Here is a 13,073-nt window from a genome sequence, read left to right on the forward strand (position 1 = left end):
CATCCACCAACCGTCCGCCGCGGTCACAGACCCGTGACGCACGCTGCCGCTTATCTCCTGTTTAGGCGCGTTGCGAAGACGGCGTCACGGACGCCGGACCCGTCGGCGTACCGCGAGCACCACCGCCATGAGCACGCCCCGCGTCATGCGCCGGGGCTCACCGGACCGGGGCGGCGTGGGAGTCCGGCCCGTGGTCAGGAAGGCGCGCAGCATCCGCTCGGCCTCCGCCGCGTCCAGCCGCCGTTCCGGGTCGCGTTCCAGCAGGCCCTGTACGACCGGAAGGATGGGCCCGGCCTGAGCGGGCGGACGGATCTCGTCGGTGACCACGGCGTGCAGGACGCCGCCCAGCGAGTCGCGGTGGAAGGGCGAGGCGCCGCTGAGGATCGCGCACAGCAGCACGCCCAGCGACCACAGGTCGGACTCCGGTCCGGTCCCGGCACCGGACATCCGCTCGGGGGCGGTGTACTCGGGGGAGCCGACGAAGGAGCCGGTCTCGGTGAGCGTGGTGGCGCCCGCGACCTGGGCCACGCCGAAGTCGGTGAGGACGACCCGGCCGTCCTCGGCCACCAGCACGTTGGACGGCTTCACGTCCCGGTGCAGGATCCCGGCCGCGTGCGCGGTGCGCAGGGCGTCGAGCAGGGCGACGCCGATCCGGGCGGCCTCGGTGGCGTCGACCGGGCCGTGGCCGAGGACGCGGTCGGCGAGCGAGCCGCCGTCGACCAGCTCCATGACCATGTACGCGCGTTCGTCGTCCTCGACGACGTCGTGCACGACGATGACGTGAGGGTGGCTCAGCTGTGCGACCGCGCGGGCCTCGCGCAGGGTGCGCTCCCGGCGCCGCCGGGCCTCGGCGGCGGAGAGGGTCTCGTCGAGGGGAAGCGCCTTCACGGCCACCTCGCGGCCGAGCAGTTGGTCGGTCGCCCGCCACACGATGCCCATGCCGCCGCGGCCGAGTCGCTCATGGAGCCGGTAACGGCCCGCGATGACACGCCCGCCCGCCCCCTCGGTCACCATGCGCCCATCATGCCCCACCGGACGGACGGGCTCCGGGCCGCCGTAACCCGGGTGGCCGACAACCGACGGACAGCGGGCGTCGTTGCGACGGCTTCCGGCCATCACACGGCGCGGGTCAGGCGGTCTTCTCCTGCCAGCTCTGCAGCACCGTCCGGAACTGCTGCCGCGCGGTCTCCCAGTCCTCGGCGGGCGCCGACATGTAGATGACGTACTCGACGCCGTCACGGGACATGTACGTCTCCTCGACGGCGCGGCGCGGACCGGGGAAGGGGGTGTCCTTGGCCAGTGCGGTCCAGGTGTACTCCCACCGGGCGCTCTCGCGGTCGCGGTAGGTGGTCCGCTCCAGGGTGACGCGCCGGTAGTCGACCAGCCGCTGGAGCTGGACCTCCAGGTCGAGCTGATGGGCGTACGGGTCGTTGTAGTCGGGGGCGGTGTCGACGGCGATGCGGATGAAGTGCTCGCCCCCGTCGGGGGTGTAGTCGACCTGTTTCAGCTCGCCGTCGTCGTCGAAGACCTTCCGCTGCCAGTTCTCGGGCAGGTAGAGGCTGAAACCCACCGGGTCGTCCCGGCGGACCCAACCGGCCGGGACGGACCCGCCGGGGCCCTTGCCGGTCGTGGCGGAGGCGGAGGGGGACGGCGAGTGGGTGGGGTCCTGCCCGGCCGTCGAACCCCCGTCCCGTTGCTGCAGCACCACGGCGGTGCCCGCGCCGATGAGGGCGGCGACGGCGACGACCAGGGCGAGTGTGCGCAGGCGGCGGCGCCGGGACCGTACGGGAGCGACGCCCGTGGGGCCGGTCGGCGCGTGCCCCGCCGCCGTGGGGCCCGACGGGCCGGGACCCGCCGCCGTGGGACCGACGGCCGTGGGACCGACCGCCGCCGGACCGGTCATCGGCCGGTACGGCGTCGCGGCCGTCCCGCCCGTCGGCACCGGTCCCGGCCCCGGTGTCCCGGGGCGGGCCGTGTCACCCGCCCCCCGCGGGCCCGAGTACCGCGTCGGCACATACGCCTGGGCCGCGTTCGGCCGCCGTCCCTCCGCGGCCTCCGCGAGCATCTGTTCCGTCTCGGTCACGTCGGGCCGCGAGGCCGGGTCCTTGCGCAGCAGGGCGCTGATGACGGGCGCGAGCGGACCGGCGTACCGGGGCTCGGTGGCCTCCTCCTCGACGACCGCCTGCATGGTGGTGAGCGGTGAGGTGCGGCGGAACGGCGACCTGCCCTCCACCGCCGTGTACAGCGTCGCGCCGAGCGCCCACAGGTCGGAGGCGGGGCCGGGATCGTGGCCGCGGACGCGCTCCGGCGCCAGGTAGTCGACGGAGCCGACGACCTCTCCGGTCCGCGTGATGGTGGAGTCGCCCTCGATCTGCGCGATGCCGAAGTCGGTGAGCAGCACCCGGCCGTCGTCACCGAGCAGTACGTTGCCGGGCTTGACGTCGCGGTGCAGGACACCGGCGGTGTGCGCGGCACGCAGGGCGCGCAGCACCCACAGGCCGACACGGGCCGCGTCCCGCGGCTCGACCCGCTCCTCGTCCTTGACCGCGTCGGCCAGCGAACGGCCCTCGACCAGCTCCATCACGATCCAGGGCCGGCCGTCGTGTTCGAGTACGTCGTGAACGGTGACGACGGCCGAGTGGTTGATCCGCGCCGCCGCGCGCGCCTCGCCCCGGGTACGCGCCAGCAGTATCGCCTGGTCGCTCTCGGAGACGTAGAGCGCGGCGGTCAACTCCTTGATGGCGACGGTCCGGTGCAGCACCTCGTCGTGTGCGCGCCACACCCGGCCCATGCCGCCGCTGCCGATGGCGTCCCCGAGCCGGTATCGGCCCGCGACGAGCCGGCCCTGCATCTGATTCACGTTGCCCCGCAATGGTCTTGTCAGGGTCAGACTAGGGACCGGCCCCCGTCCGGGGAACGGGCGGGGTGGCATGGATACCGCTCTGTGACGGTTGTCGCTTTCCGTGACAGAAGACAACCATCGGGCCGAACTGCGGTCAGCGGGTGTACTGATAGGTCGCCGACGCCTGTTCGAACAGCCGGCTCACCTCGTCCCGTTCCGCCTCCGGGCCACGGACCTGCACCACGTGGTAGCGCCCGTCGATCAGGATCGCGACGTTACGTACGTACAGCTCGCCGCCACCGGCGCCGGTCCAGGTGAACTGCCCCTCCGCCATGGTCCGTCCGCCGACCTCGATGGTCTTCAGCCCGCTGGAGGTGGCCCAGCTGGAGGCGCGGTACGGCGCCAATTCGGGCTCGCTGTCGCGCTGGTAGACCATCGGGTCGTCGCCGAACTCGGCCGCGCGGTCCCGGCCCGGTACGACGACGAGCTCGAAGTCGCCCTTCGCGTAGACGACCTGGCCGCTGCCGTTGCGGGGCGTGCGGTTCCAGCCCTCGGCGACGGCGACGCGGAAGCCTTCGGGGTCCTTGCGGAGGGCGAACCCGTCGGCGACGTCGGGGTCGTTGGTCTGCGTCTCGGTGGAGCCGGTGCCCGTCTCCGAGGCACTGGGGTCGTCCTTCGGTGACGTCTGCTCCGGCCGGGGCTCGCTGCCGGGGTCCGGGGACCGCTCGGGCGGGGCCTGGCTCGCCTCGCCGACGGCGCCCGTCCGGTCGGTGGCCCCGTCGCCGTCCGTGTCACTCTTCGGCATGAGGAACATGGCGTAGGCGATCGCTCCGGCCAGGGCGAGCAGTATCACCAGGAGCAGCGTCCGGCCGAGGCTGCGCGGGGAACGGGCCGTGTCCCGCTTGCCCCGCTTGTGCCGTCCGTGGTGCGCGGGCAGTCCCGCACGCCGCCTGCGCACCAGCTCGCCGCGGCGGCGCACGATGGGCAGCCGGCTGGTCTCGGCGGGCGGGGCCGAGACGACGTGCAGGCCGGCCTCCGGCTCGGGTGCCGACCGCACCAGTGAACGCAGCCAGCCGCGCAGCTCCTCGAAGTCGATGCGCTCGGTGGGGTCCTGACGCAGCAGCGACTCCACGACCGGCCGCAGCGGTCCGCATTCCTCGGCGAACGCCGGCGGCTCCGCGCACACGATCTGCACCAGCTCGGCGGTCGACTCCTCCGGGTAGGGCGCATGTCCCTGTACGGCACGGTAGAGCAGCGCGCCCAGCGCCCACAGGTCGGTGGCGGGGCCGATGGGCGCGGCCAGCTGCCAGTTCTCGTGCACCGGCCCGGCCTGTTCCGGCGCCCAGCGCTCGGTCACCGGTCCGACCACGGCCATCCGCGTCTGCCGGGCCCGCTCGGCGGCGAGTGCGGTGGCCGGACCGCGCGGCGCGGGGGCGCGGGAGACCAGGTCGTCCCAGTGCCCGGCGGGCGCGGCGGTGGCCTCCTGGTGGGGGGCGGCGGGCAGGGCCCGTCCGGCCGCGGGGGCGGGGGGCGCGGCGGCGGCCGGGTCGCCGGTGGGGCGGGGCGCGGCGCCGTGCCAGGAGGTCGTGCGTACGCCGTAGGGGTCGGCGATCTGCCCGGGCGAGGCGGCGCCGGGCGCGGCGCCGGGGCCGGCGGAGTAGGCGGAGCGGGCGGCCGCGGAGGGGGTGCCCGGACCGGCGGCGCGGGGAGGGCCGGGCTCCGCGCCGGGGCCGACGGCGTGCGGCGCCTGCTCGGGGCCGGCCGCGTGGGAAGGCCGCACCCCGACGGGTCCGGTGCCGGGGGTGCCGGGAGGCAGGCCGGTGTCGTCGTCGGGGGCGGGGCGGGCGCCGGGCAGGGCCGTGCGGCCGTTCTGCGCCTCCTGGACGCGGGCCGCGGCCCGGGCACCGGCGCGGTACGCGGCGATCGCTCCGGCGCGCGCGGCACGGGCGTCCCCGCCGCTGTCGAGCGGCGTGGGGGCGAGCCCGGCGGAGGCCCCACCCGGCCCCTGGACCCCGGGCACCGGCAGCCCGCCGGCGGCCCGTGCCTCGATGGCGGCCCGCCGGGCGGCCTCGGGATCGGCACCGCCGGGCCCGAGCATCCCGGTCTGCACACCCCCGGGGCCGACGGCCCCGAACCCGGCACCACCGGGACCGGGGGCCCCTGAGCCGACACCACCCGGACCGTAGAACCCTGAGCCGACACCACCCGGACCGGCGGCCGTCACCCCGGCACCACCCGGACCAGCGGCCGTGACCCCGCCACCACCGGGACCGGAGCGCCCAGCCCCGCCCTCGGACCCACCAGGCCCGGGGGCGGCGGTCTGCGCGCCACCACCCGCGCCACCACCCCGGCCGAAGGTCCCGTCAGGGGCGACCGCGGAGCCGGGGCCCTCCTCGCCCTCGGGGGCGGGCACCGGGTCGTATCCGCACAGGGCCTCCTCCGCCGCCCCGACCGCCAGGCCGGTCAGCATCACGCGCCCGTCGTCGCAGACGAGCACCGTGCGCGCGGTGATGTTGCGGTGCACCCAGCCGTAGGTGTGCAGAACCCGCAGCGCCAGGAGGATGTCGGAGGCCACCTCGGCCGCCCGGTACGGCGTCAGCGGCTGCTCGGCGAGCAGGGCGGCCAGCGGCCTGGCGGCCACCAGCTCGCTGACGACCCACAGCGAACCGCCCTCGGCGAACACGTCGAAGACCTGGTCCAGGCGCGGATGGTCGGGGACGGCGGCGGCGGCCTGCGCCGCCTCGACGGCACGGCGTACCACCGGGTCGGCGGGCCGCCGCTGTCCGCCGTGCGCGGCCGGCGACCGCCTGCCGGGGGGCCGCCCGGCGCCGTCCCGGGCCGTGAAGCCGTCGGGCAGGCCGTCCGCGTCGAGCACCTCCGCCTCGACGACCTCCGGCAACGGCACCTGCCGGACCAGCACTTCCTGACCGCTGTAGGTGTCGAAGGCCCGGGTCTCGGTGAGTTCGTACTCGTCGGACGGCGGCAGGGGCAGGCGGTAGCGGTCGGCGAGTACCCGTCCCGCGTAGTCGTCCACGTCGACACCCCCGGCAGCCCGTCGGTCAATTCCGTTCGCCCGGCGGGCCGTTCCGGCTGCGTACGGTCCGCAAGCACTCACGATACGTGCCGGAGGCAACCCGCAAAGAGGGGATGCCAGATATCGGACCGCTCAAACCCGGGCGCCGCCGACTCAGGACTTGGGCTCGAAGGTCTTCGTCAGGGTCCGCCAGGTGTCCCGGCGCAGGTCACTGTCCCAGTCGGCGGCCTTGGCGGTGTACATGAGCGCGTAGCCCTGGTGGTCGTTGACGACGAACCCCCGGTCCACGGTCCGGTACTTGGTGCCGCCGTCCGTGTAGGTGAACTCCCAGTCGGCCGCGTTCCAGCCCCGGTAGCCCACCTTCTCGATGCGGATCTTCTTGTACTGGGAGCGGACCATGCTCCGCTCCTGGTTCTTCCAGTCGGCGACCGGGTCGTCCTTGGGCGTGGACGTCCAGGCGACGAGCAGCTTCTGCCCGTTCGGTCCGGCGAACCGGTCCCCCGCGGAGCCCGTGGTCCGGTACTTCCAGCCCTCGGGGAGTCCAAGTGTGTAACCCTGCTTGCCCTGGTGGGTGGCGGCCGCGCCCTCGTCGTCGTCCGGCTTCCCGGCATCGCCCGACCCGGTCCCGGCGTCGCCCGACTCGCCGGCTCCGGTGCCCGGGGCGCCGCCCGGCGTCCCGTCCTCCGTCGCCGGGTCCGAGGCGGTGCCGTCGGTACCGGTCCCGCTCTCCTCGTCCTGCTTGGTGTCGCCGGTCGCGGTGGCGACGGCCTTGTCACCGCTGCCGCCCTGGGCGCCGTTCTCGTCGTCGCCGCCGAGCGTGAGGGCCAGTACGGTGCCGAGCACGGCGAGCGCCACGATCACCGCGATGATCACCAGCGTCCTGCGCGGCACCACGTCGGTGAGCGGCGCCCGGGGCACGGACCGGGGCGGCAGGTCCGGCGGCGGTACGACGGGCCAGCCGGAACTCCGGGTACCCGCGGGCGCGTTCGGCCCGCCGTGGCCCGAGCCCACTCCGGTCCCGGCGCCCGATCCCGGCGCCGACGTGGCGGCGGTCCCGGCGGAACCCGGGGCGGCGGAGGCCCCCGCGGCGCCGGAGGCGGCCCGGTCGGCCCCGCCCGGCTTGGTGCGGGAGGTGGCCGCGGCACCGGCCGCACCGGCCCCCACGGCGGCCTTGCGCACGGAACGCAGCGCCCCGCGCAACCGCTCCCCGGCCTCCTCGCCCCGCCTGCCCCCGGCGCCCGCCGAACCGCCCCGACGGGACCGCTCGTCCGGCTGCGCCGGCAGCGGCACCACCTTGGTGGCGTCGGCCGGTTCGGTCTCGGCCGCCCTGTCCGGGGCGTGGATGACCTTGTTGAGCATCGCGCGGGCGCCCGTGTCGTCGAGCCGCTGGGCGGGGTCCTTGTTGAGCAGCCCGAAGATGACGTCCCGCAGCGGACCCGCGTTCTTCGGCTCCTCCAGGTTCTCCGTCATCACCGCGGTCAGCGTCGCGATCGCGGAGCCCTTGTCGTAGGGCGGGGAGCCCTCCACCGCCGCGTACAGCAGCCCGCCGAGCGACCACAGGTCGGCGGCCGGTCCCGGCTTGTGGCCGCGGGCGCGCTCCGGGGAGATGTAGGAGGGGGCGCCGACGAGCATGCCGGTGGAGGTGATCGACGGGTCGCCCTCGACCTGGGCGATGCCGAAGTCGGTGAGGACGACCCGGCCGTCCTCGGCGATCAGTACGTTGGACGGCTTCACGTCGCGGTGCAGGATGCCCTCGCGGTGCGCGGAGCGCAGGACGTCGAGGACGGCGAGGCCGACCTCCGCCGCGCGCTTCGGCTCCAGCAGGCCGTCCTCACGGATGGCCTCGGCGAGCGACTTGCCCTCGACGAGTTCCATCACGATCCACGGCCGGTCGTCCTCCTCGACCACGTCGTAGACCGTCACGGCGCTGTTGTTGCGGATCCGCGCGATGGCCTTGGCCTCGCGCAGCGTGCGCGTGATCAGGCGCCGCTTCTCCTCCTCGTCGATGTTCCCGGGAAACCGCAGCTCCTTGACGGCGACCGTGCGCCCCAGGGTCTCGTCCTCGGCCCGCCACACCGTCCCCATGCCGCCGCGGCCGAGCACGTCTCCCAGCCGGTACCGCCCGGCGAGGAGACGTGCGCTCTTGTCCGTACGGGATGTCCCCGCCCGCTCCGCCTCCGACATGCGTCCCCTCATGCAACCCGCCCTGACAGAGCCTTCATTGTCCCTCACCCGACAAGCGCTCGACGCCCAGGGTGCCTCTGGCGCCAACCGGGCGAGCGGGCAGGGAGCATGGCGGGGTGACCCTGCGTCACACCCGCCCCGGCGGCCCCTACCGTGGCACGATGTCCGGCGCCCCCAGCCGGGCCGCGTCCGCCGTCAGGTCGTCCGGCTGGCGCTGCGACTCCCGCTCGGCCTCGACCCGCTTCTCGTAGTGCTGGACCTCGCGTTCGACCTGGTCCTTGTCCCAGCCCAGTACCGGCGCCATCAGTTCGGCGGCCTCGCGGGCGCTGCGCGTACCCCGGTCGAAGGTCTCGATGGAGATACGGGTGCGCCGGGTCAGTACATCGTCCAGGTGCCGCGCGCTTTCGTGGGAGGCGGCGTAGACGACCTCGGCGCGCAGGTAGTCGTCGGCGGCGTGCAGCGGTTCCCCGAGGGAGGGGTCGGCGGCGATGAGTTCCAGGACCTCCTCCGCCATGGCGCCGTACCTGTTCAGCAGGTGTTCCACGCGTACGACGTGCAGGCCGGTGCGTGCGGCGACCCGCTTCCGCGCGTTCCACAGCGCCCGGTAGCCCTCGGCGCCGAGCAGGGGGGTGTCCTCGGTGACGCAGTCGGCGACCCGCAGGTCGAGCCCGTGCACCGCCTCGTCCACGGCGTCCTTGGCCATCACCCGGTACGTCGTGTACTTGCCGCCCGCCACGACGACGAGGCCGGGCACCGGGTGCGCGACGGTGTGCTCGCGCGACAGCTTGCTGGTGGCGTCCGACTCGCCGGCCAGCAGCGGGCGCAGACCGGCGTACACACCCTCGACGTCGTCGCGGGTGAGCGGCACGGACAGCACGGAGTTGACGTGCTCCAGCAGGTAGTCGATGTCGGCGCTGGACGCGGCCGGGTGCGCCTTGTCCAGGTCCCAGTCGGTGTCCGTGGTGCCGATGATCCAGTGCCGGCCCCAGGGGATGACGAACAGCACGGACTTCTCGGTGCGCAGGATCAGACCGGTGCTGGAGTGGATGCGGTCCTTCGGCACGACCAGATGGATGCCCTTGGAGGCGCGCACGTGGAACTGGCCGCGCTCGCCCACCATCGACTGGGTGTCGTCCGTCCACACGCCGGTCGCGTTCACGACCTGCTTGGCGTGGATCTCGTACTCCCCGCCCGCCTCGACGTCCTGCACGCGCGCGCCGACCACGCGCTCGCCCTCGCGCAGGAAGGAGGTGACCCGCGCGCGGTTGGCGACCGGGGCGCCGTACGCCGCCGCCGTGCGCACCAGCGTCGTGACGAATCGGGCGTCGTCCATCTGGGCGTCGTAGTACTGGAGCGCGCCGACCAGCGCGTCCTTCTTCAAGGCGGGCGCTACCCGCAGGGCGTGACCGCGGCTCAGGTGCCGGTGCATCGGCAGCCCTCGGCCGTGGCCGCGGGCCATCGACATGGCGTCGTAGAGCGCGACGCCCGACCCGGCGTACAGCCGCTCCCACCCCTTGTGCCGCAAGGGGTACAGGAACGGCACGGGCTTCACGAGGTGCGGTGCGAGCCGTTCCAGCAACAGCCCGCGCTCCTTCAGCGCCTCCCGCACGAGGGCGAAGTCGAGCATCTCCAGATAGCGCAGACCGCCGTGGATCAGCTTGCTCGACCTGCTGGAGGTGCCCGACGCCCAGTCCCGGGCCTCGACCAGGCCGGTGGACAGGCCGCGCGTCACGGCGTCGAGCGCGGTGCCCGCGCCGACCACGCCCGCGCCCACCACCAGTACGTCCAGCTCGCGCTCGGCCATGGCCGCGAGTGACTCGGCGCGCTGCGCCGGCCCCAGGGTCGCTGTCCTCACTGCTGCCTCCCGCTGTCGGTCGCGTCGGCCGCACCCGTCGGGGGCGAAGCCCGGTTCCTGGTACCCACCATGCCCAGATTCTGACCGGCCCGCCCGACATCGGCCGCCACACGCCCCCAGCCTGTGGACAACTCTTCCCGTGAATCCCGGCGCATCACCCCGGGCCACGTCGACACCACCGAAACTCGGCCGACCAATCCCGCAAATCGGTCATATTTACTCCTAGTCTGACCTTGTGCTCGCTCATCCTGTCCACCGGGCTTGCGCACCTGTCCCGCTTCGGCTACTGGGAAGGACGGCCCACGCCATGCCCGCAGATCTCGCCGTCATCGGACTCGGCCCGTACGGCCTGCCCCTGGCCCAGGCCGCCGTCGCCGCAGGCATCCCCACCCTCGGCTACCGCACCGGCCCCGAGGCCGACCCGCTCACCCCCGCCGAGGTGCGCAGGATGCTCGCGACGGGCTTCCGCACGCCCGCCGGACCGGCCGAGCTGGGCCGCGTCCGCACCGCCGTCATCTGCGCCCCGACCCCGCCCGGCGCGGACGGCGGCCTGGACCTCACCCAGGTGGAGGCGGCCGCCCGCACCCTGGCCGCCCACATGCGCCCGCACACCACGGTCATCCTGGAGTCACCCGTGCGGCCCGGGACGACGGAGGATCTCCTGCGCCCGATCCTGGAGCAGGGCTCCGGTCTGCGCGCCGGCCGCGACTTCCACCTCGCCTACTCCCCCAGCCGCGTCGACCCCGGCAACCGCGACTTCACCCCGGCCACCACGCCGAAGGTCATCGGCGGCCTCACCCCCGCCTGCACCGAGTCGGCCGCCACCTTCTACGGCCGGCTCACCGACAAGGTGGTCCGCGCGCGCGGCCCCCGCGAGGCCGAGACGGTCCAGCTCCTGGAGACCAACTTCCGGCACGTCAACATCGCGCTCGTCAACGAGATGGCCGTGCTCTGCGACGACCTCGGCGTCGACCTGTGGGACGTCCTGCGCTGCGCGGAGAGCAAACCGTTCGGCTTCCAGGCCTTCCGCCCGGGCCCCGGCGTCGGCGGCCACTCCGTCCCCCAGGACCTGACCGGCCAGGCCCCGCACAACCTGCGCATGGTGGAGCTGGCCCAGCAGGTCAACTCCCAGATGCCGCGCTACGTCGTCCAGCGCGCCGCCGCCCTGCTCAACGAGCACGGCAAGTCCGCGCGCGCCGCCCGCGTCCTCCTCCTCGGCGTCACCTACAAGGCCGACCTCGCCGACCAGCAGGCCACCCCGGCCGAGGAGATCGCCACCCGCCTGATGTCGATGGGTGCCGCCGTCAGCTACCACGACCCGCACATCCCGTCCTGGAACGTCGCCGACCGCCCCGTCCCCCGCGCCGACTCCCTCTACGAGGCCGCCGCCGACGCCGACCTGACGATCCTCCTCCAGCAGCACCGCACGTACGACCTCCAGGGCCTGTCGGTGAAGGCCCAGCTCCTGCTGGACACGCGGGGGGCTACGCCCACGGGGGCGGCGCACCGGTTGTGAGAGGGGGGCGCGCGGGGGTGACCGTGCCACGGGGTCGGTGGTGGACGGGCCGCTTCGTGGGTACCGTAGGACGCGGGTGGAGCCCACCGCAGGGGCGCTGCGGCAGGCTCCTGAGAAGTGAACGGAGTGTCCACCCCTGGTTCTTGTAGGGGTGGCCGCTCACTTCCCGTAAATACGCAAGATCCACCTTCTCCGGAACTTCACCATCCGCAGACGGATCCGATCCCAGCAGGTGGGCTTGCGGTGACGGCCCATGGCGCGCCCCCTTCCACGATGCCGCCGTCCCCCGAAGGCCACCGTGCGCCCCCGCGCCGCGCCACGCGCCCCCCCGCGCAAGCCTCTGAGCACGCGAAAGAGGCCGGTCGCCCCGTCAAGGGCGGCCGGCCTCCTCGGAGCCGTCGAGCGGCTGCTACCGCCGGTGCTGCGAGTCCGCCACCGTCACCTCGACGCGCTGGAACTCCTTCAGCTCGCTGTACCCGGTGGTCGACATCGCCCGGCGCAGCGCGCCGAAGAAGTTCATCGAGCCGTCGGGGTTGCGGGACGGGCCGGTGAGGATCTCCTCGATGGTGCCGACCGTGCCGAGGTCGACCTTCTTGCCGCGGGGCAGCTCCTCGTTGACGGCCTCCATGCCCCAGTGGTTGCCCTTGCCCGGCGCGTCGGTCGCGCGCGCCAGCGGCGAGCCCATCATCACCGAGTCGGCGCCGCAGGCGATCGCCTTGGGCAGGTCGCCGGACCAGCCGACACCGCCGTCGGCGATGACGTGCACGTACCGGCCACCGGACTCGTCCATGTAGTCACGGCGGGCCGCCGCCACGTCCGCGACCGCCGTCGCCATGGGCACCTGGATGCCCAGCACGTTGCGCGTGGTGTGGGCGGCGCCGCCGCCGAAGCCGACGAGGACGCCCGCCGCGCCGGTGCGCATCAGGTGCAGGGCGGCGGTGTAGGTGGCGCAGCCGCCGACGATGACCGGGACGTCCAGCTCGTAGATGAACTGCTTCAGGTTCAGCGGCTCGTGCGAACCGGAGACGTGCTCCGCCGAGACCGTGGTGCCGCGGATGACGAAGATGTCGACGCCCGCGTCGACGACCGCCTTGGAGAACTGGGCGGTGCGCTGCGGGGAGAGCGCGGCGGCGGTGACCACGCCCGAGTCGCGCACCTCCTTGATGCGCTGCCCGATCAGCTCCTCCTTGATGGGGGCCGCGTAGATCTCCTGGAGGCGGCGGGTCGCGTTGTCCGTGTCCAGCCCGGCGATCTCGTCGAGCAGCGGCTGCGGGTCCTCGTGCCGCGTCCAGAGCCCTTCCAGGTTCAGGACGCCGAGGCCGCCCAGCTCGCCGATGCGGATGGCGGTGGCCGGGGAGACGACCGAGTCCATGGGAGCGGCCAGGAACGGCAGCTCGAAGCGGTAGGCGTCGATCTGCCAGGCGATCGAGACCTCCTTCGGGTCCCGCGTACGGCGGCTGGGGACGACGGCGATGTCGTCGAAGGCGTACGCCCGGCGGCCGCGCTTGCCGCGCCCGATCTCGATCTCAGTCACGTCTGTGGCCTTTCCCTGATGCGTTGCAGCGCCTTCCAGTATCCCCGACGGGCATCGCGGGGCACTGCTGAGGGCGGCCCCGGTCGGTCCGGGGCCGCCCTCGGGCAG

At 74.1% G+C, this 13,073-nt stretch carries 6 protein-coding genes and 1 pseudogene; 1 reads left to right on the top strand and 6 read right to left on the bottom strand.

All coding sequences use genetic code 11. The annotated features are described in order from the left end of the window. Positions 1-108: 108 nt before the first annotated feature. From ACFW48_RS09980 to ACFW48_RS10000, 5 genes and pseudogenes are all read right to left on the bottom strand, one after another. Positions 109-1,014: pseudogene (locus ACFW48_RS09980) on the bottom strand (serine/threonine-protein kinase); the annotation flags it as partial. Between the two features lie 115 nt (positions 1,015-1,129). Continuing rightward, positions 1,130-2,851 (bottom strand): protein kinase, encoded by a 1,722-nt coding sequence (locus tag ACFW48_RS09985; protein WP_386313040.1) that lies wholly within the window; start codon positions 2,849-2,851, stop codon positions 1,130-1,132. A gap of 145 nt (positions 2,852-2,996) precedes the next feature. After that, the gene (locus tag ACFW48_RS09990; protein WP_386312339.1) at positions 2,997-5,876 is read right to left on the bottom strand and encodes a protein kinase; all 2,880 of its coding nucleotides are present in this window, start codon (positions 5,874-5,876) and stop codon (positions 2,997-2,999) included. A 153-nt stretch (positions 5,877-6,029) separates the two neighbouring features. After that, positions 6,030-8,060, bottom strand: a complete 2,031-nt coding sequence (locus tag ACFW48_RS09995; RefSeq protein WP_386313042.1) for a serine/threonine-protein kinase — start codon at positions 8,058-8,060, stop codon at positions 6,030-6,032. 148 nt (positions 8,061-8,208) lie between these two features. Then, positions 8,209-9,915 carry a glycerol-3-phosphate dehydrogenase/oxidase gene (locus ACFW48_RS10000; RefSeq protein ID WP_386312341.1) on the bottom strand — a complete coding sequence of 569 codons (1,707 nt, stop codon included), beginning with the start codon at positions 9,913-9,915 and terminating at the stop codon, positions 8,209-8,211. Between the two features lie 307 nt (positions 9,916-10,222). Here ACFW48_RS10000 and ACFW48_RS10005 point away from each other — a divergent pair, with 307 nt between their 5' ends. Further along, positions 10,223-11,431, top strand: a complete 1,209-nt coding sequence (locus ACFW48_RS10005; RefSeq protein ID WP_386312344.1) for a nucleotide sugar dehydrogenase — start codon at positions 10,223-10,225, stop codon at positions 11,429-11,431. A gap of 409 nt (positions 11,432-11,840) precedes the next feature. On the opposite strand, the gene ACFW48_RS10010 is transcribed toward ACFW48_RS10005, so the two are convergent. Then, complete coding sequence (locus ACFW48_RS10010; protein ID WP_375907158.1) at positions 11,841-12,965, bottom strand: GuaB3 family IMP dehydrogenase-related protein; 1,125 nt, start codon at positions 12,963-12,965, stop codon at positions 11,841-11,843. Between the last annotated feature and the right edge of the window lie 108 nt (positions 12,966-13,073).

The sequence above is a fragment of the Streptomyces sp. NPDC058812 genome, from assembly GCF_042744565.1.
Classification (GTDB): Bacteria; Actinomycetota; Actinomycetes; order Streptomycetales; family Streptomycetaceae; genus Streptomyces; species Streptomyces thinghirensis.